This window comes from Nocardiopsis potens DSM 45234, assembly GCF_000341105.1.
Lineage (GTDB): Bacteria > Actinomycetota > Actinomycetes > Streptosporangiales > Streptosporangiaceae > Nocardiopsis_A > Nocardiopsis_A potens.
Genome location: NZ_ANBB01000035.1, coordinates 190935 through 209195 on the forward strand (window position 1 = coordinate 190935; position 18261 = coordinate 209195).

Sequence of the window (18261 nt, forward strand, 5' to 3'; positions counted from 1 at the left end):
CCATACGAGAGCAAGGACATACCTGAGATGGCGGAGCTGACGATCCGGCCGGAGGAAATCCGGAACGCGCTGCAGCGTTTCGTCCAGTCGTACGAGCCCGACGCCGCCGCGCGTGAAGAGGTCGGAACCGTCACCAGCGCCGGTGACGGGACCGCCCGTATCGGCGGCCTTCCCTCGGCGATGGCGAACGAGCTGCTCGAATTCGAAGACGGCACCCTGGGCCTGGCCCTGAACCTGGAGATCGGCGAGATCGGCGCGATCGTCCTGGGCGACTTCACCGGGATCGAGGAGGGCCAGACGGTGCGCCGCACCGGCCAGGTCCTCTCCGTCCCGGTGGGCGACTCCTACCTGGGCCGCGTGGTGGACCCGCTGGGCCGCCCGATCGACGGCCAGGGCGAGATCGAGACCACCGAGCGCCGCGAGCTGGAGCTCCAGGCGCCCACCGTGATGCAGCGCCAGCCGGTCGGCGAGCCGATGCAGACCGGCATCAAGGCCATCGACTCGATGACCCCCGTCGGTCGCGGCCAGCGCCAGCTGATCATCGGTGACCGGCAGACCGGCAAGACCGCGGTCTGCATCGACACCATCATCAACCAGAAGTCCAACTGGGAGTCCGGCGACCCGAGCAAGCAGGTGCGCTGCATCTACGTCGCGGTCGGCCAGAAGGGCTCCACCATCGCCGGCGTGAAGGGCGCCCTCGAAGAGGCCGGCGCGATGGAGTACACCACCATCGTCGCCGCCCCGGCGTCCGACCCGGCGGGCTTCAAGTACATCGCCCCCTACACCGGCTCGGCCATCGGCCAGCACTGGATGTACGAGGGCAAGCACGTCCTGATCGTCTTCGACGACCTGACCAAGCAGGCCGAGGCCTACCGCGCCGTGTCCCTGCTGCTGCGCCGCCCGCCGGGCCGCGAGGCCTACCCGGGCGACGTGTTCTACCTGCACTCCCGGCTGCTGGAGCGCTGCGCCAAGCTCTCCGACGAGATGGGCGCGGGCTCGATGACCGGCCTGCCGATCATCGAGACCAAGGCCAACGACGTGTCGGCCTACATCCCGACCAACGTCATCTCCATCACCGACGGCCAGGTCTTCCTCGAGTCGGACCTGTTCAACCAGGGCCAGCGCCCGGCGATCAACGTCGGTGTCTCGGTCTCCCGAGTCGGCGGCGCCGCGCAGACCAAGGCGATGAAGAACGTCACCGGTTCGCTCCGGCTGGGCCTGGCCCAGTACCGCGAGCTGGAGGCCTTCGCCGCCTTCGGTTCCGACCTGGACGCCGTCTCCAAGCAGCAGCTGGAGCGCGGTCAGCGCCTGATGGAGCTGCTCAAGCAGGGCCAGTACGCCCCGTTCCCGGTCGAGGAGGAGATCGTCTCGATCTGGGCGGGCACCTCCGGCCAGCTGGACGACGTGCCGGTCGAGGACGTCCGCCGGTTCGAGCGCGACTTCCTGGACTTCCTGGGCCGCGAGCACTCCGGGATCCTGGACAACATCCGGGAGTCCGGCAAGTTCGAGTCCGAGACCGAGGCCGCCCTGAAGGAGGCCGTGACCTCCTTCAAGGAGACCTTCCAGACCAGCTCCGGCAGCATCCTCGGGTCCGAGGAGGAGGCCGAGGCGCTGGACGCCGAGAAGGTCGGCCAGGAGACCATCAAGGTCGCCAAGAGCGCCGGGAAGTAGCCCATGGGAGCACAGCTTCGCGTCTATCGGCGGAGGATCCGCTCGACCAAGTCGATGGCGAAGATCACCCGCGCGATGGAGCTCATCGCCACCACCCGCATCACCAAGGCGCAGCGGGCGGTCGAGGCGGCCGGGCCGTACGCGCGGGAGATCACCCGCGCCGTCTCGGCGGTCGCGGGCCGGGTCACCGACCACCCGCTGCTCACCGAGTCCGAGAAGCCGACCCGGGCCGCCGTCCTGGTGATCACCAGCGACAAGGGCCTGGCCGGCGCCTACACGATGAACGCGGTCAAGGAGGCGGAGTCCCTCACCGCCCTGCTTCAGGAGCAGGGCAAGGAGGTCGTCACCTACATGGTGGGCCGCAAGGGCGTGGCCTACTACCGGTTCCGCGGACGGCAGCTCGAGGCGGAGTGGGAGGGCCTCACCGAGCGCCCCTCCTACATGCACGCCAAGGAGATCGGCGCCGCGCTCATGGAGCGGTTCACCCAGGACGCCTCCGAGGGCGGCGTGGACGAGATCCACATCGTGTCGACCGAGTTCGTGTCCATGCTGACGCAGTCGGCGGCCTCGCGCCGGGCCCTCCCGCTGGAGGTCGAGCCGGTGGAGCCCGCGGAACTCGCGAAGCAGCAGGGGGGCGCCCTCCCGCTGTACGAGTTCGAGCCCTCCGCGGAGGAGGCGCTGGACCAGCTGCTTCCGCAGTACGTGACGAACCGGATCTATTTCGCCCTCCTCGAGTCGGCGGCCTCCCAGTGGGCCTCGCGCCGCAACGCCATGAAGGCGGCGACCGACAACGCCGAGGAGCTTGTCAAGACCTTGACCCGCCAGGCCAACCAGGCGCGCCAGGCGGAGATCACGAACGAGATCAGCGAGATCGTCGGCGGCGCCGACGCTCTGGCTGGTGCAGCGGGGAGTGAGTGAGAGAAGTGACCACGACTGTTGAAGGGACCGCGGAGCCGGGCACGGCCACCGGTCGCATCGCCGCGGTCAAGGGCCCGGTCGTCGACGTGGAGTTCCCCGTCGGCTCCCTGCCGGACATCTACAACGCCCTCAAGACCGACGTCGTCGTCGGCGGCGAGTCCAAGACCGTCACCCTCGAGGTCGCCCAGCACCTCGGTGACAACCTGGTCCGCACCGTCAGCCTCGCCCCGCAGGACGGCATGGTCCGCGGCGCCGAGGTGCGCGACACCGGCGAGCCGATCAGCGTCCCGGTCGGCGACGTCGTCAAGGGCCACGTCTTCAACACCCTGGGCGAGTCCCTGGACGTGAAGACCTCCGAGCTGAACGTCACCGAGCGCTGGCCGATCCACCGCCAGGCTCCGCCGTTCGACCAGCTCGAGTCGAAGACCGAGATGATGGTCACCGGCATCAAGGTCATCGACCTGCTCACCCCGTACGTGCGGGGCGGCAAGATCGGCCTGTTCGGCGGCGCCGGCGTCGGCAAGACCGTGCTGATCCAGGAGATGATCACCCGTATCGCCCGCAACTTCGGCGGCGTGTCCGTCTTCGCGGGCGTGGGCGAGCGGACCCGTGAGGGCACCGACCTCTTCCTCGAGATGGACGAGATGGAGGTCCTCCAGGACACCGCGCTGGTCTTCGGCCAGATGGACGAGCCCCCGGGCACCCGTCTGCGGGTGGCCCTGTCCGCGCTGACCATGGCGGAGTACTTCCGCGATGTGCAGAAGCAGGACGTGCTGCTGTTCATCGACAACATCTTCCGCTTCACCCAGGCGGGCCAGGAGGTCTCCACCCTGCTCGGCCGCATGCCGTCCGCGGTGGGCTACCAGCCCAACCTGGCGGACGAGATGGGCCAGCTGCAGGAGCGGATCACCTCCACCCGCGGCCACTCGATCACCTCGATGCAGGCGATCTACGTGCCGGCGGACGACTACACCGACCCGGCTCCGGCGACCACCTTCGCCCACCTGGACGCGACGACCGAGCTCTCCCGCCCGATCTCGCAGAAGGGCATCTACCCGGCGGTGGACCCGCTGGCCTCCACCTCGCGCATCCTCGACCCGCAGTACGTGGGCCAGGAGCACTACGACGTGGCGCAGCGCGTGAAGGAGATCCTGCAGCGCAACAACGACCTGCAGGACCAGATCGCCATCCTCGGCATCGACGAGCTGTCCGAAGAGGACAAGATCATCGTGCAGCGGGCGCGGCGCCTGGAGCGGTTCCTCTCCCAGAACATGTTCGTCGCGGAGAAGTTCACCAGCAACCCGGGCGTGTTCGTGCCGCTGGAGGAGACCATCGAGTCCTTCAAGGGCCTGTGCGACGGCGAGTACGACCACCTGCCCGAGCAGGCCTTCCTGGACGTCGGCAACATCGAGATGGCCGTCGAGAAGGCGAAGACGCTGCAGGGCTAGGCGTTGGCGGGAGGCGGGCACCCGGGGCACCGGGCGCCCGCCTCCCGTGAAACCGCCCTCTACCAGAGGAGTTTGTGGCAGTGTCGAAGAAGCTTTTCGTCGAGATCGTCTCCCCTGAGCGCGAGCTGTGGGCGGGCGAGGGCGACATGGTCATCGCCAAGACCGTCGACGGCGAGATCGGCATCCAGCCGGGCCACACCCCGGTGCTGGCCCTGCTCTCGCCGGGCTCGGTGGTCCGGGTGGTGGGCGGCCGCGAGAGCGGCGAGGTCCGCGCCGCGGCGCACGGCGGCTTCATCTCGGTCGCCGACGACAACCGGGTCTCCATCCTGGCCGAGATCGCCGAGCTGGCCGAGGACATCGACGTCGAGCGGGCCAAGAAGGCGCTGGTCGACGCCGAGTCCAAGGTGACCCCGGAGGACACCGAGGCCCAGGCCCGCGCGCTGCGCGCGCGCAGCCGCCTCACCGCGGTGGGGGAGACCACCACCGCCTGAGGCGCTCGGCGCCCCGCCGGGGCCGTACGCAGAGGGGGAAGAACTGTCCGGGCAGACGCTGCTCAGAGTCGCCGAGTGGTCCTTCTTCATCCTGCTCGCGGCGGCCCTGCTGGGGATCGGCGCGGTGGCGCTCCGCCGGTTCCTGCTGGAGCGCGGCGGCGGCGCCGTCGAGTGCCATCTGCGCCCCTGCGGAGGGGCGCGCCCGGCCCCCTGGAGGATCGGGCTCGGACGCTACGGGAGCGAGCGGTTGCACTGGTACCGCGTCTTCTCCCTCTGGCCGCGGCCGGCAGCGACGCTGCCGCGCCGCGGTCTCGTCGTTGTGGGGCGGCGCGACCCCGGCCCCGAGGACCTGACCGAGCTCACCGCGGATCTGGCCGTGATCGGGGTGGGCTGGGCCGCCGAGGACGGCTCCGACCCGGACGAGCCCGCGTACGAGCTCGCGATGGGCGAGAGCGCGCTGACCGGCTTCCTGTCCTGGCTGGAGTCGATGCCGCCGGGGACGCCGTGGGAGAAGTGACCCGGGCCCCCTCCGGGCGCTAGGGTCGGCCCCATGATCGTCGCATTCTCTGTGAGTCCGCTGGGCACCGGCGAGTCGGTGGCTCCGGCGGTGGCCCGTGCGGTCAAGGTGGTCCGGGAGAGCGGCCTGCCCAACCGCACCGACGCCATGTTCACCAGTGTCGAGGGCGAGTGGGACGAGGTGATGGACGTGGTCAAGCGCGCCGTGCAGGCGGCGGGCGAGGGCGCGTCCCGGGTCTCCCTCACCCTCAAGGCCGACATCCGGGAGGGCGTCACCGACGGCCTCACCAGCAAGGTCGAGGCGGTGGAGCGGGAGCTCTCCGAGTAGCCCCCTTCCCCGTCGATCTCGGCGCTGCGGCCCGGTCAGAGCGCTCTGACCGGGCCGCAGCGCCGAGATCACCGCGTCCGTTCGCTCAGCGGTCGCCGCCCGGCTTCCAGAGCACCTCGCCGCCGTCGGCGCCCAGGTACCGGCAGAGCACGAAGAGCAGGTCGGAGAGGCGGTTCAGGTACTTCGCGGTGCGGACGTTGATCCCGCCGCCGGCGCCGGTGCCGTGCTCCTCGATCGCGGCCCAGGCGGAGCGCTCGGCCCGCCGGGCCACCACCCGGGCCTGGTGCATCAGCGCGACCGCCGGGGTGCCGCCGGGCAGGATGAAGCTGCGCAGCACCGGCAGGCCGGCGTTGAACGCGTCGCAGTCGGCCTCCAGCCGGTCGATGTAGTCCTGCTCCACCCGGAGCGGCGGGAACTCCGGCTCCTCGCCCTCCGGGGCGAGCGGGGTGGACAGGTCCGCCCCGAGGTCGAACAGCTCGTTCTGGACCCGGGCCAGCACCGTGCGGACGTCCTCGGGCACCTCGCCGAGGGCCAGGGCGACGCCGATGGCGGCGTTGGCCTCCTCGGCGTCGGCGTAGGCCGCGATCCGGGGGTCGGTCTTGGCGGCCTTGCTCATGTCGCTGAGCCGGGTCCGCCCGCCGTCTCCGCCCCGGGTGTAGATCTTCGACAGCACGACCGGCTTGTCGGTGTCCTTTTTCGTCATGCGGCCACCCTAGACGGCGTCCTTGCGGCGGTCCGGGCGCGGCCTGCGAGCACGAAACGGACGATGCGTGACCGTTGCAGGACAACGGGTTATCTTCGCTGGTCGATCCTGGTACGGTGTGACACACGCAACGCGAAGCGCGGGGCGAGTCGACCTTATCGGCATGGCGGCCCTGACGTCCGGGTGCGAGCCGGGGGCCACCCGGACGGCCCTACCGGCACGGAGGGGAGGTGCCGGGACGGGCGGCCGGGGAGACCCGGGCGGGCGGAGCGGGGCTGGGGGCCCTCACCGCCCGCCCGGGCCCGGAGCGGGGCCCGAACCACCGTCCGCGTCCATGCCGCGGACACGCCGGAGCCCCTGGGCGGTCACCGCCCAGGGGCTCCGCCGCGCGGTCGCGGCCGTGCCGTTCAGGGGCGCCTCAGCGCACCCACTCCTCGCCCCGCTGGTCGAAGGAGAGCGACTCGTTCGCGCTCAGCGTGCGCACCCGCCCGTTCACCGGGAGGGTGGACACCGAGTAGGACTCCACCGCGTAGGCCATGCCGGCGGAGAGCTGCTCCACCGAGGTCCAGTTGATGTTGTCGATGTCGTCGGCGGCGGTGTGGTAGTTCGGGTCGTAGTCCTCCCCGGCGGTGCCGCCGTACCACTCGGCCTGCTGCTCGGTCTTGACCCCGTCGCCGCCGCTGAACAGGCCGCCGGACGGGATGCCGGCCTCCATGAAGGCGGCGTAGTCGGAGCGCCCGCTGAACTCGGTCGGCTCGGTGACCAGGCCCTGCCGCTCGTAGTAGTCCTCGAACAGCTTCTGGATCGCGGCCGAGCCGGCCGGCGGGTTGCCGGAGCCGGGCAGCTCACCGCGGCCGTCGTAGATGAACCGGCCGAAGTTGGGCGAGCCGATCATGTCGAAGTTGAGGTAGAGCCCGATGCGGTCCAGCTGCTTCTGGTTCAGCCCGGCCACGTACTCGGTCGAGCCGATCAGGCCCTCTTCCTCGGTGCCCCACCAGGCGAACCGGACCTTGTTCTTCGGCTTGGCGTCCAGCTCGGCGAACTGGATCGCGGTCTCCAGCAGCGCGCCGGAGCCGCTGGCGTTGTCGTTGATGCCCGCGCCCTCGGGGACGCCGTCCAGGTGGGCGCCGACCACGACCACGTTGTCCTTGGCCCCGCCCTGGGCGTCGGCGATGATGTTGTAGGAGGTCTTCTCCTCGACCGCGGCGTCGATCTTCAGGTGCGCCTCGGCCCCCTCGGCGGCGGCCAGCTCGGCGCCGACCGGGTGGCTGGTGCCCACCGCGGGGATGGCGCCCTCGGTCTCCAGGGTGCCGGCGAACACGTCCTGGTCCTCCGGGGCGTCGGAGGCGCCGCTGTTGTAGACGATCGCGGCGGCGGCGCCGGCGTCCGCGGCGTTCTGCACCTTCTCGGCGAACGCGCAGCTGCCGCGCTTGATCAGCGCGATCTCGCCCGCGGGGAAGCCGGCGAAGTCGTCGGCGGTGCACCCGCTGTCGGTGCCGTCGGTGTCCACCGGCACCACGCCGGCCTCCACCTCGCCGCCGGGCGAGTACGTCATGGTGAGGAAGTCCTCTTCGGCGACGTAGTCCCGCGGGTCCGGGGCGGTCCGGGAGAACACCGGGTCGGTCCTCTCCCGCCAGAGCTCGAAGTCGTAGCTCTGCTTCTTCGGCTTGTACCCGGCCTGCTTCAGCTGGTCGATGACGTAGTTCGCGGCCACGTCGTAGCCGGGCGTGTTGGTGGCCCGGTTGCCGCCGTTGTAGTCCGCGATGGTCTGGAAGTTCTCCAGGTGGCCGCGGACCGCGTCGACGGTGACCAGCTCGTCCAGCCCGGCGGAGTCCGCCGAGGCGGGCGCGGCCGGGCCGATGCCCAGCGCCAGGGCCGCGGCGAGGCCGGTTCCTCCGGCGAGCAGGCGTCGCCGGACGGGGGAGGTCCGGCGGGGGGATGTGTCGGGGTTTCTGCGCACGAATCGTCCTCCTGAAGGGCGCCGGCCACCGCGCACAGGGCGGGGCGGACGCGAGCAGTGCGAGGTAGGTGGCAGCCTGTCACCCCTGTGGCGGCGGAGCAAGGAAACGCACCCGCAATTGCCACATCTAGCCAAAGGGGTTACCAACCGCGCGAAAAGTGTGCTGTGATGTAGATTTTCTCCCGAAAAAGCCGTTCATGTGTCGACTTTCCGGTCAGAGTCTTTCCAGTCAGAGCGGCGGCAGCAGGCCCTGCCGCACCGCGCGGGTGACCGCGGCGGTCCGGTCCGAGACGCCGAGCTTGCCGAAGGCGCGCATCAGGTGCGTCTTGACCGTGGTGGCGCCGATGAACAGGCGCTCGCCGATCTCGGCGTTGGTCAGCCCCTCCGAGGCCAGCCGGAGCACCTCGGTCTCCCGGGCGGAGAGCGAGGGCGCGTCCGCGCGGCCGCGCATCCCGGACACCAGCCGGGTGGCGACCGCGGGGGAGAGCGCCGTCTCGCCCCGGGCCGCGGCGCGCACCCCGGCGGCCAGGTCCGCCCGCGGGGCGTCCTTGAGCAGGTAGCCGGTGGCGCCCGCCTCCACCGCGCGCAGGATGTCGGCGTCGGTGTCGTAGGTGGTCAGGATGAGCACCCGGCAGCCGGGCACCTCCGCCAGCACCCGCTCGGTGGCCCGCACCCCGTCGCAGCCGGGCATCCGCAGGTCCATCAGGACGACGTCCGGGGCCTGCGCGCGGGCCACCGCCACCGCCTCGTCCCCGGAGCCGGCCTCGCCGACCACCTCGATGCCGCCCTCCGCGGCGAGCATGCCGCGGATCCCCTCCCGCACCACGGGGTGGTCGTCGGCGAGTACCACGCGGATCATGCCGGGGCTCCGTTCGGGCGGTCGGTACCGGTGCGGTCGAGGGGGAGGCGGAACACCACGGCGGCGCCCGCCCCGGGGGAGGCCTGCACGGTGCACCGGCCGCCGGCGGCCTCGGCCCGGCGGCGCAGGCCCGGCAGGCCGTGGCCGGAGCCCCCGCCCGGGGCGGGGGCCCGCTCCGGCGCGAAGCCGCGGCCGTCGTCCCGCACGGCGACGCCCACCGTATCCGCACCGTACTCCAGCACCACCCGGACCGCGCCGGCGCCGGCGTGCCGCCGCACGTTGGCCAGCGACTCCTGCACCGCGCGGAGCAGGTCCACCTGGGCGCCGGCGGAGAGCAGGGCCGGCGCCGCGCCGCGCACCTCGAAGACCGCATCGGCCCCGGTCTCGGCGGCCAGCCGATCGGTGGCCCGGCGCAGCGCCTCCTCCAGCGCACCGGCGGCCGCGCTGCCCGCCGCCGGCGCGCCCGCCACCAGGGCCCGCGCCTCGGCCAGGTTCTCCCGCCCGGTCTCCAGCAGCAGCGCCAGGTGCCGGCGGGCCGCCTCCGGGTCGCCGTCCAGCTCCGACTCCACCGCCTGGGCCAGCGCCACGACGCTGGTGAAGCCCTGGGCCAGGGTGTCGTGGATCTCCCGGGCCATCCGCTCCCGCTCGGCCTGGGCTCCGGTGCGGGCGGACAGCGCGGCGATCTGCTCCCGGCCGGCCTCCAGCTCCTCGATGAGCGCGGCCCGCTCGGCGCTCTGCCCGATGATCCGGTTGATCCAGCCGCCGAACCACATGGAGAACAGCAGGATCGCGGTGTTCACCAGCAGCAGCGCGGCCGGTTCGGGCGCCGGCGCGGGGTCGAGGGCCTGGCCGATCAGCACCGGGGCGAAGAGCATCGTGCCGACCGCGGTGCCCGCCCACCGGGGCGGGACGGTCATGTAGGCCAGCGGGGCCAGCGCGAACAGCGCCGAGGAGGCCGGCGGCACCAGCACCGCGGCCGGCACGAACAGCGCGGTGTAGGCGGCCGTCCAGAGCCGCGCGGCGCGGGGGCCGGCCCCCTCCGCCGCCATCAGCGCCCGGCGCCCGCCGGCCAGGTAGCCGGCGGCCAGCGCGGCCAGCAGCCCGGCCGCGGCCCAGGCCCGCCACCCCTCGCCGGCCAGCAGCGCCAGCCCGGCCATCAGGCCCAGCACCGCCACCACGTAGGCGTCCCACCGGGGCACCGAGGACCAGGCGTGCCCGGTCCGCGGCGCCCCCGTCCGCGTCGGCTCCTCCTCCCCGGCCATGGCGCTCAGCCGTCCTTCGCCGTCTTCCACCGGAACGTCGTCATGCACAGCACCGATCCCACCACGCACCAGGCGGCGAGCACGAGCGCCACGGTGCCGAGCTGCCAGGAGCCCGCGGCCTCCAGGGCCGCCGCCTCCTCGGGCAGGAAGACCGAGCGCATGCCCTGAGCCATCCACTTGAGCGGGAAGAGCGAGCCGGCGCCGAGCAGCCAGTCCGGCAGCTGCTGCACCGGGATGAAGACCCCGGAGGCGAACTGCAGCACCAGGAACGGCAGGACCACCGCGCCCTGGGCCGACCGGGCCGACCGGGCGGCGCTGCTCGCCGCGATGCCCAGCAGGGTGCACGCGGCGGTGCCGAGCAGCATGATCCAGGCCAGGTCGAACCACTTCCCCGCGGGCGGCGGCTGGACGCCGTAGACCAGCGAGCCGATGCCGAGCAGCAGCGCCACCTGGCCGGCGGCCAGCACCAGGACCAGCAGCACCTTGCCGAGGAAGTAGGAGGCGCGCGGCACGGGCAGCCCGCGCAGCCGGCGCAGCGTCCCGTCGCCCCGCTCGGTGGCGATGGCCACGCCGAGGTTCTGGAAGCTGACCGACATCAGGCCGGTCGCGGTCAGCGAGGCGGTGTAGTAGGCGGCCACCGCCTGCCCGCCCGCCCCGCCGCCGAAGGCGGCGCTGAGCAGCACCAGCAGCAGTGCGGGCAGGGAGAAGGTGAAGAGCAGCTGCTCCCACTCCCTGCCGAACTCGCGGATCTCCAGCCACCCCCGGGACAGGCCCAGGCGCAGCGCCCCGGGCGGCCGGCCGGGGCGGCCGGCGGCGCGCGGCACCGGCGTCGCGGTCATGCTCATGCGGACTCCTCACGGAGGGACGGGACGGAACGGGAGGCCCCGGTGCCGGGGCGGGCCGGACGGCGGGCGCCCCCCGGCTCGGGGGAGGGGGACGGGGAGGCGGTCACGCCGGCGCCTCCGCGGGGGCGGCGGGCGCTCCGGCGCCGGCGGACTCGCCGATCAGGGAGAGGTAGACCTCTTCCAGCGTGGGGCGGTGCACGGTGAGGCCGGGCACCTCGCCGCCGAACCGGTCGGCGAGTCCGGCGACGGCCCGGGCCGGGGAGCCGGTCCGCACCGACCGGCGCTCGGCGCCGTCGGTCCAGCTCACGGTGGCCTCCGAGGTCCGGCGGCCGCCCAGGGTGGCGGGGTCCCCGGAGGCGGCGATCCGGCCGCCGGCGATGACCGAGACCCGGTCCGCCAGCGCCTCGGCCTCGTCCAGGTAGTGCGTGGTGAGCAGGACGGTGGTGCCCCGCCCGGCCAGGCCGCGCACCGTCTCCCAGAACCGCCGCCGGGCCGCCGGGTCGAAACCGGTCGTCGGCTCGTCAAGGAAGAGCAGTTCGGGGCGGCCGATGACGCCCAGCGCCACGTCCAGCCGCCGGCGCTGCCCGCCGGACATGGCCCGGGCGCTGCGGTCCGCGTCCCCGGAGAGCCCGACCAGCTCCAGGACCTCTTCGGGGTCCATCGGGTCGGGGAAGTACCCGGCGAAGTGGCGGAGCAGCGCGACGGCGCTCAGGGGCGACGCCTCCACCTGGTCCTGCCACACGATGCCGATCCGGGCCCGCCAGCCGCGCCCGGCCCGCGCCGGGTCGGCGCCGAGCACCCGGACCGACCCGGCGTCCCGGTCCCGGAACCCCTCCAGGATCTCCACGGTGGTGCTCTTGCCCGCCCCGTTCGGGCCGAGCAGGGCGAACACCTCGCCGCGGGCCACGTGCAGGTCGATCCCGCCCACCGCGGGGACGCCCCGGTAGGACTTGCGGAGCCCCTCGGCCCCGATCACCTCGTCTGCGCTCATGGCCCGAGTCTCCGCCCCGGGCGCGGCCCGCCGCGTCGGCGCACCGGCCCGACCCGCCGTCCTCCGGACGGAGGACACGCGAGGACACGGAGGCCGGGGCGCGGCACCCGGAGGACCCCGGGGGGAGGGGGCGCGGGGAGGGGCTCCTACCATCGACTGGGGGAAGCGTGCGGTCCGTCAGCGTCGCCGGGTTCACTGGGCGCCCCCCACAGCCACTCAGTGAAGAAATGCGGAGGCACGCATGTCGCCAATCCTCGACGCCAAGGTCGAACCCCTCTACCAGGAGATCCTCCGGCGCAACCCGGGTGAGGAGGAGTTCCACCAGGCGGTGCGCGAGGTCCTGGAGACGCTCGGCCCGGTGCTGGCCAAGCGCCCGGAGTTCGTCGAGGCCAAGCTGATCGAGCGGATCGCCGAGCCGGAGCGCCAGGTCATCTTCCGGGTGCCGTGGACCGACGACGCCGGCGAGGTGCACGTCAACCGCGGGTTCCGGGTCGAGTTCAACAGCGCGCTGGGCCCGTACAAGGGCGGCCTGCGCTTCCACCCCTCGGTCAACCTGGGCATCGTGAAGTTCCTCGGCTTCGAGCAGATCTTCAAGAACGCGCTCACCGGCATGCCCATCGGGGGCGGCAAGGGCGGCAGCGACTTCGACCCCAAGGGCCGCTCGGACGCCGAGATCATGCGGTTCTGCCAGTCCTTCATGACCGAGCTCTACCGGCACCTCGGCGAGTACACCGACGTCCCGGCGGGCGACATCGGCGTCGGCGGCCGGGAGATCGGCTACCTGTTCGGCCAGTACAAGCGGATCACCAACCGCTACGAGTCGGGCGTGCTCACCGGCAAGGGCCTGTCCTGGGGCGGGTCGCGGGTGCGCACCGAGGCCACCGGCTACGGCTGCGTGCTGTTCACCGCGGAGATGCTGCGGATGCGCGACCGGAGCCTGGAGGGCATGCGGGTCGCGGTCTCCGGCTCGGGCAACGTCGCGATCTACGCGATCGAGAAGGCGCGGCAGCTCGGCGCGACCGTGGTCACCGCCTCCGACTCGGGCGGCTACGTGGTGGACGAGAAGGGCATCGACCTCGACCTGCTCAAGCAGGTCAAGGAGGTGGAGCGGGGCCGGGTCTCGGACTACGCCGAGCGGCGCGGCGCGGACGCCCGCTACATCCCCGGCGGCCGGGTCTGGGAGGTGCCGTGCGACGTGGCGCTGCCCTGCGCCACCCAGAACGAGCTCACCGCGGCCGACGCCCGCACCCTGGTCGGCAACGGGGTGCAGGCGGTCGCCGAGGGCGCCAACATGCCGACCACCCCGGAGGGCGTGCGGGTCTTCCAGGAGGCCGGGGTCGCGTTCGGCCCGGGCAAGGCGGCCAACGCGGGCGGGGTCGCCACCAGCGCCCTGGAGATGCAGCAGAACGCCTCCCGGGACTCCTGGTCGTTCGGCTACACCGAGGAGCGGCTGACCGCGGTGATGCGGCACATCCACGACTCCTGCCACGCCACCGCCGAGCTGTACGACCGGCCCGGCAACTACGTGGCCGGCGCCAACATCGCCGGCTTCGAGCAGGTCGCCGAGGCGATGCTGGCCCAGGGCGTCATCTAGGACGCCGGCGGGAGGGGCGGCCGGCGGGTGCCGCCGCCCCTCTCCGATGATCTCGACGCCGCGGCCCCGTCAGAGCGCTCTGACGGGGCCGCGGCGTCGAGACCGCCGGAGGGGTCAGCGCGGCAGGGCCCTGCGGAGCTCGGCGACCTCGCCGCGGAGCGCGCGCAGCTCGGCGAGGACCTCGTCGTCCACCGGCCGGGCGGGCGCCGGCACCACGGCGGACGGGGCGCCGCCTCCCGGATCCTTCCGGCCCTCCTGGTCCCCCCGGTCCTCGGCCCCCTGCTCGCGGGTGCGGTCGGAACCGTGCTCCAGCGCCTCGACCGCGACCGCGATGAACAGGTTGAGGGCGATGAAGGTCGAGATCAGGATGTAGACGATGAAGAACGTCCAGGCGTAGGGCTGGTGCTCCATCACGTCCCGGGCGATCGTGCTCCAGCTGTCCCCGGTCATGATCTGGAACAGGGTGAACAGCGAGGTCCACAGGTCGCCGAAGTGCTGCGGGCTGTCGTGCTGGAAGAGCTTGGTCGCCACCACTCCCGCGACGTAGAGCAGCAGCGCCAGCAGCAGCGAGATCGAGGCCATCCCCGGCAGGGCGCGGAACAGGCCGGTCACCACCATCCGCAGCGACGGGACGGCCGACAGCAGGCGGAGCACCCGCAGTACCCGGAACACCCGCAGCACCGCGAAGGGGCCGGTGGCGGGGAGCAGCGCGATGCCGATCACCACGAGGTCGAACAGGTTCCACGGGTCGCGGAAGAAGCCGCGCCGGTAGGCGTAGAGCCGCAGCGCGATCTCGGCCACGAAGGTCCACAGCAGCGCCCGGTCCAGGGCGCGCAGGGCGGGGCCGTGCTCGGCGAGCACCTCCGGCCAGGTCTCCAGGCCGAGGGTGACCCCGTTGACCAGGATCAGGACTATGATCAGCCGCTTGAACCAGGCGGCGTCGACCAGGGAGCGGATCCGCGCGCGCACCTCAGAAGAGTCTCGGGGTGTCCGGTTCGATGCCGCGCAGCGCGTCGTAGTCGAGCGTGACGCAGCCGATGCCGCGGTCGGTCGCCAGCACCCGCGCCTGGGGTTTGATCTCCTGGGCGGCGAAGACGCCGCGCACCGGCTTGAGCGCCGGGTCCCGGTTGAGCAGTTCGAGGTAGCGGGTGAGCTGCTCCACGCCGTCGATGTCGCCGCGGCGCTTGAGCTCCACCGCGACGGTGCCGCCCTCGCCGTCCCGGCACAGGATGTCCACCGGGCCGATCGCGGTCGGGTACTCGCGGCGGATCAGCGTGTAGCCCTCGCCCAGGGTGGTGATGTGCTCGGCGAGCAGCTCCTGCAGGTGCGCCTCGACGCCGTCCTTCTGCAGGCCGGGGTCGACGCCCAGCTCGTGCGAGCTGTCGTGGGTGATCTCCTCGATCCGCAGCACCAGCTTCTCGCCGGACTTGCCGTGCGTGACGGTCCAGATGTCGGTGCCGTCCTCATCGGTGGACTCGCGCACCGTGCACGGCGGGTTCATCCAGTTCAGCGGCTTGAACGCGCGGTCGTCGGCGTGCACGGAGACCGAGCCGTCCGCCTTGAACAGCAGCAGCCTGGGGGCCATGGGCAGGTGGGCGGTGAGCCGGCCGACGTAGTCGACGCTGCACCGGGCGATCACGAGTCTCACGGTGCCCGATCCTAGCGGCGCCGCAGGCCCGGATTTCCCGGTTCCGGTGGCGCGAAACGACAATGAAAACTATTTTCGTATGGCGCCGGGGGCAGCAATCTGTGACCCCGGGGTCCCATGACGTGACCGCGCGCGGGATCTAACGTCGCTAGCGCGGTCCGCCGACGAAGAGATGAGGACGCAATGTCGCTGACGGTTTCACCGGAGCTGCTGGACAAGGCCGAGCAGGGCCCGGTCTCGGACGAGGACTTCATCGCCTGCATCCGCGAATCGCTCCCCTACGCCTGGGAAGTGGTCAGCGGACTGGCCGACCGGGCCGGCGGCAGCGGCGCCGACTTCGAGGCCAACGAGACCGCGCCCCCCGGAGAGAAGGAGCGCGGCCAGCTGCTCCGCCTGGTCGCCAGCGACGCGATGCGCGGCGCGGTCGAGCGCCACTTCGGCATGCGGCTGGCCTTCCAGAACTGCCACCGCGTCGCGCTGTTCCGGCCGGACGCCGAGGCCGCCTACGAGCGGTTCACCTCGCCCCGCGCCCAGCTGCTCAACCAGTCCCCGGAACTGGTCGACTGCTGACCGGACGGGCGGGGCGCCGGCCGCCCCGCCCGCCCGTCTCCCGCCACCACCCTCATTCGAGGCCCTGCGGGCCGCTGTCCCGCCCGCCCGTCTCCCGCCACCACCCTCATTCGAGGCCCTGCGGCCCGCAGGGCGGTCACCCCGCGCCCCCGGGGCGGGCGGCGCGGACGGCGGGCAGGACCTCGGCGCCCAGCCGGGCGATGTTGCGCCGCACCGCCTCCGCGGCACCGGCCCCCTCCACCAGCAGGATCAGCTCCTCCGCGCCGGTCGCCGCGCCCTGCTCGCGCAGCCGGCGCACGCAGTCCTCCGGGGAGCCGACCGCGTGCGCGTCGCACAGGAACGCCGCGTAGGCGTTCGGGTCGCGCCGCGGCCCCTCCCGCCCGCCGAGCCGCCGGTAGCCCGCCAGCCCCGGGGCCAGCCAGCGCGGCAGCGACTCCAGCAGCGTCTTTCGGGCCTCCTCCCGGGTGTCGGCCACCTGCGCCACCGAGGCCGCCACGTGCCCGGAGACCGGGCCGCCGCCGGCCTGCCCGCGCAGCTCCGCGTACCGCTCCAGCGCCGCGGCCTGCTCCTCCGGGCGCTGGTGCATGCCGAGCAGCACCGGCAGGCCGCGCTCGGCCGCCAGGCCCAGCGACGCATCCGAGGTCGCGGCCAGCAGCACGTCCGGGCGGGGCAGGGTGCGCGGGCCGGGCACCATCTCCACCTCGCGGAACCCGAACACCGGCCCGTCGGCGCGCACCCGGCCGCCGCGCACCGCGGCCAGCAGCAGGTCCAGCGCGTCCGCGTGCCCCCGCTCGTAGCGGTCCAGGGTGCCGAACACCTCCAGGTCGACCAGGGGCAGCCCGCGCCCCACCCCGAGCCGGAACCGGCCCGCCGACACCTGGTCCAGCAGCGCCGCCTGCTCGGCCAGCGCCACCGGGTGCGCGGTGCTCAGCACGCTCACCGCGGTGCCCACCGCGATCCGCTCGGTCCGGCCCAGCACGAACGCGGCCAGGGTGATCGCCGACGGGCACACCCCGTAGCTCATGAAATGGTGCTCGGCGAACCAGACCGAGTCGAACCCGGCCTCCTCGGCGGCTCGGGCGGCGGCGACCGCCGCCTCCAGGGTCTGCGTGTGGTCCTGCCCGGGGAACCCCGCGGCGGGGAGGAAGGCTCCGATGCGCATGCAGACATGTTGCCGGTGACGGAGGCGGCGCGGGGGCGGAATCGGCAACGGATTAGGGTTGGCGCCATGGTGCAGGAATTCAAGAAGTTCGGCGTGGTCGGACTCGGCACGATGGGCGCGGGCATCGTCGAGGTGTTCGCCAGGGCCGGGTTCGACGTGACCGGAGTCGAGATCGACGGAGCGGCGCTGGAACGCGGCCGCGCCCACATCGGCAAGTCCCTCGGGCGTGCCAGGGACAAGGGGCGGATCACCCCCGAGGAGCACGACGCCATCCTCGGCAGGATCACGTTCACCACCGACCGGGAGCGGCTCGGCGACGCCGACTTCGTGGTCGAGGCGGTGCCCGAGCGGATCGACATCAAGCGGGACGTCTTCGGCGACCTGGACCGGATCTGCCCGCCCGGCACGATCCTGGCCACCAACACCTCCTCGCTGTCGGTCACCGAGATCGCCGCGCTCACCGGGCGGCCGTCCCTGGTGGTGGGGCTGCACTTCTTCAACCCGGCCCCGGTGATGAAGCTGGCCGAGGTGGTCGGCACGGTGAGCACCTCCGCGGAGACCGTCGCGGTCGCCGCCGAGGTCGCCAAGCGGGTCGGCAAGACCCCGGTCGCGGTCGGGGACCGCGCGGGATTCGTGGCCAACGCCCTGCTGGTGCCCTACCTCAACGACGCCGTCGCCGCCTACGAGCACAAGGTCGCCTCCCGGGAGGAGATCGACGCCGCGCCGGCCGAGGCGGCCGGGCTGCCGATGGGCCCGCTGACCCTGGCCGACCTGGTCGGCCTGGACGTCTGCCTGGCCGTCATGGACGTGCTCTGGGAGGAGTTCCGCACGCCGCGCTACGCCGCGGCGCCGCTGCTCCGCCGGATGGTCGCCGCCGGGCGGCTGGGCCGCAAGACCGGCCGCGGCTTCTACGCCTACGACGGCGCCGCCCAGGCCGCCGAGGAGCTCCCGGACGGCCCCGTCGCCCTGGCGGTCCGCTCCGGCGAGTACGGCTTCGGCCTGGCCGACCTGCTGCTCGCCCCGCACATCGACGACGCGCTGCGGATGGTCGGCGAGGGCTACGCCACCGCGGACGACGTGGACACCGCGATGCGGTTCGGCTGCGGCTACCCCAAGGGCCCGATCGAGATGCTCGACGAGCGCGGCGCCGGCGCGGTCGCCGGTGCGCTGCGCGGCATCGCCGACGCCGGCCTCGCCCCCTACGCGCCCTCCCCACTGGTGGCCAAGCTGGTGCGGGACGGCGCGGAGACGCTGCGCTGAGCGGAGCCGCGGCACACGCGGGACCGCAGGAGTAC

Annotated in this window: 18 protein-coding genes; 9 read left to right on the top strand and 9 right to left on the bottom strand. The window is 73.0% G+C overall.

The genetic code is table 11. The features are described from left to right. Positions 1–27: 27 nt before the first annotated feature. The 6 genes from atpA to D459_RS0113715 all read left to right on the top strand — a co-directional run bounded on the left by atpA (position 28) and on the right by D459_RS0113715 (position 5372). Complete coding sequence (gene atpA, locus D459_RS0113690) at positions 28–1671, top strand: F0F1 ATP synthase subunit alpha (protein WP_017593579.1); 1644 nt, start codon at positions 28–30, stop codon at positions 1669–1671. A 3-nt stretch (positions 1672–1674) separates the two neighbouring features. Continuing rightward, positions 1675–2589, top strand: a complete 915-nt coding sequence (locus D459_RS0113695) for a F0F1 ATP synthase subunit gamma (RefSeq protein ID WP_026120365.1) — start codon at positions 1675–1677, stop codon at positions 2587–2589. Positions 2590–2594: 5 nt separating this feature from the next. Then, on the top strand, positions 2595–4037 hold the full coding sequence (gene atpD / locus D459_RS0113700) for a F0F1 ATP synthase subunit beta (RefSeq protein ID WP_017593581.1): 1443 nt from the start codon (positions 2595–2597) through the stop codon (positions 4035–4037). A gap of 80 nt (positions 4038–4117) precedes the next feature. Further along, a complete protein-coding gene (locus D459_RS0113705) occupies positions 4118–4528 on the top strand; it encodes a F0F1 ATP synthase subunit epsilon (RefSeq protein ID WP_017593582.1) in 411 nt (136 codons plus the stop codon). 43 nt (positions 4529–4571) lie between these two features. Beyond that, positions 4572–5045 carry a DUF2550 domain-containing protein gene (locus tag D459_RS0113710; RefSeq protein WP_040709979.1) on the top strand — a complete coding sequence of 158 codons (474 nt, stop codon included), beginning with the start codon at positions 4572–4574 and terminating at the stop codon, positions 5043–5045. A 33-nt stretch (positions 5046–5078) separates the two neighbouring features. Further along, positions 5079–5372: an MTH1187 family thiamine-binding protein gene (locus tag D459_RS0113715; protein ID WP_017593584.1), complete on the top strand. Its 294-nt coding sequence runs from the start codon at positions 5079–5081 to the stop codon at positions 5370–5372. Positions 5373–5457: 85 nt separating this feature from the next. Here D459_RS0113715 and D459_RS0113720 read toward each other — a convergent pair whose 3' ends face one another. The 6 genes from D459_RS0113720 to D459_RS0113745 form a co-directional block, all read right to left on the bottom strand. Beyond that, positions 5458–6075: a cob(I)yrinic acid a,c-diamide adenosyltransferase gene (locus D459_RS0113720; protein WP_017593585.1), complete on the bottom strand. Its 618-nt coding sequence runs from the start codon at positions 6073–6075 to the stop codon at positions 5458–5460. 418 nt (positions 6076–6493) lie between these two features. Next, positions 6494–8035, bottom strand: coding sequence for a M20/M25/M40 family metallo-hydrolase (locus D459_RS0113725; protein ID WP_017593586.1), 1542 nt, complete (start codon positions 8033–8035; stop codon positions 6494–6496). Positions 8036–8264: 229 nt separating this feature from the next. Beyond that, positions 8265–8894: a response regulator transcription factor gene (locus D459_RS0113730; protein WP_017593587.1), complete on the bottom strand. Its 630-nt coding sequence runs from the start codon at positions 8892–8894 to the stop codon at positions 8265–8267. Further along, positions 8891–10204: a sensor histidine kinase gene (locus D459_RS0113735; protein WP_241485026.1), complete on the bottom strand. Its 1314-nt coding sequence runs from the start codon at positions 10202–10204 to the stop codon at positions 8891–8893. The genes D459_RS0113730 and D459_RS0113735 overlap by 4 nt, the downstream gene beginning before the upstream one ends. Beyond that, positions 10162–11001, bottom strand: a complete 840-nt coding sequence (locus D459_RS0113740) for an ABC transporter permease (protein ID WP_017593589.1) — start codon at positions 10999–11001, stop codon at positions 10162–10164. Before D459_RS0113740 ends, D459_RS0113735 begins: the two co-directional genes overlap by 43 nt. A 103-nt stretch (positions 11002–11104) precedes the next feature. After that, positions 11105–11992 carry an ABC transporter ATP-binding protein gene (locus D459_RS0113745; protein ID WP_017593590.1) on the bottom strand — a complete coding sequence of 296 codons (888 nt, stop codon included), beginning with the start codon at positions 11990–11992 and terminating at the stop codon, positions 11105–11107. Between the two features lie 241 nt (positions 11993–12233). Here D459_RS0113745 and gdhA point away from each other — a divergent pair, with 241 nt between their 5' ends. Continuing rightward, the gene (gene gdhA / locus D459_RS0113750) at positions 12234–13586 is read left to right on the top strand and encodes an NADP-specific glutamate dehydrogenase (protein WP_017593591.1); all 1353 of its coding nucleotides are present in this window, start codon (positions 12234–12236) and stop codon (positions 13584–13586) included. Positions 13587–13700: 114 nt separating this feature from the next. Here gdhA and D459_RS0113755 read toward each other — a convergent pair whose 3' ends face one another. Together D459_RS0113755 and nucS are read right to left on the bottom strand one after the other, a co-directional pair. Further along, entirely contained in the window at positions 13701–14555 is an 855-nt protein-coding gene (locus tag D459_RS0113755; RefSeq protein ID WP_017593592.1) for an ion transporter, read from the bottom strand. A gap of 1 nt (position 14556) precedes the next feature. Beyond that, positions 14557–15234 (bottom strand): endonuclease NucS, encoded by a 678-nt coding sequence (gene nucS / locus D459_RS0113760; RefSeq protein WP_026120368.1) that lies wholly within the window; start codon positions 15232–15234, stop codon positions 14557–14559. A gap of 183 nt (positions 15235–15417) precedes the next feature. Between nucS and D459_RS0113765 the strand changes: the two genes are divergently transcribed. Next, positions 15418–15804 (top strand): SCO5389 family protein, encoded by a 387-nt coding sequence (locus tag D459_RS0113765; protein WP_017593594.1) that lies wholly within the window; start codon positions 15418–15420, stop codon positions 15802–15804. A gap of 136 nt (positions 15805–15940) precedes the next feature. Here the strand turns inward: D459_RS0113765 and D459_RS0113770 are convergent, their stop codons facing one another. Continuing rightward, positions 15941–16966: an LLM class flavin-dependent oxidoreductase gene (locus tag D459_RS0113770; RefSeq protein WP_017593595.1), complete on the bottom strand. Its 1026-nt coding sequence runs from the start codon at positions 16964–16966 to the stop codon at positions 15941–15943. Between the two features lie 66 nt (positions 16967–17032). Between D459_RS0113770 and D459_RS0113775 the strand changes: the two genes are divergently transcribed. Then, entirely contained in the window at positions 17033–18226 is a 1194-nt protein-coding gene (locus D459_RS0113775) for a 3-hydroxyacyl-CoA dehydrogenase (RefSeq protein ID WP_017593596.1), read from the top strand. The last annotated feature ends 35 nt before the right edge of the window (positions 18227–18261 follow it).

Bases quoted from the DNA above. Each gene is read 5' to 3' on its own strand.
- D459_RS0113775 (WP_017593596.1), top strand. From the start codon at position 17,033: ATGGTGCAGGAATTCAAGAAGTTCGGCGTGGTCGGACTCGGCACGATG.
- D459_RS0113730 (WP_017593587.1), bottom strand. From the start codon at position 8,894: ATGATCCGCGTGGTACTCGCCGACGACCACCCCGTGGTGCGGGAGGGG.
- D459_RS0113745 (WP_017593590.1), bottom strand. From the start codon at position 11,992: ATGAGCGCAGACGAGGTGATCGGGGCCGAGGGGCTCCGCAAGTCCTAC.
- D459_RS0113715 (WP_017593584.1), top strand. From the start codon at position 5,079: ATGATCGTCGCATTCTCTGTGAGTCCGCTGGGCACCGGCGAGTCGGTG.
- gdhA (WP_017593591.1), top strand. From the start codon at position 12,234: ATGTCGCCAATCCTCGACGCCAAGGTCGAACCCCTCTACCAGGAGATC.
- D459_RS0113695 (WP_026120365.1), top strand. From the start codon at position 1,675: ATGGGAGCACAGCTTCGCGTCTATCGGCGGAGGATCCGCTCGACCAAG.
- D459_RS0113720 (WP_017593585.1), bottom strand. From the start codon at position 6,075: ATGACGAAAAAGGACACCGACAAGCCGGTCGTGCTGTCGAAGATCTAC.
- D459_RS0113770 (WP_017593595.1), bottom strand. From the start codon at position 16,966: ATGCGCATCGGAGCCTTCCTCCCCGCCGCGGGGTTCCCCGGGCAGGAC.
- atpA (WP_017593579.1), top strand. From the start codon at position 28: ATGGCGGAGCTGACGATCCGGCCGGAGGAAATCCGGAACGCGCTGCAG.
- D459_RS0113765 (WP_017593594.1), top strand. From the start codon at position 15,418: ATGTCGCTGACGGTTTCACCGGAGCTGCTGGACAAGGCCGAGCAGGGC.
- D459_RS0113740 (WP_017593589.1), bottom strand. From the start codon at position 11,001: ATGAGCATGACCGCGACGCCGGTGCCGCGCGCCGCCGGCCGCCCCGGC.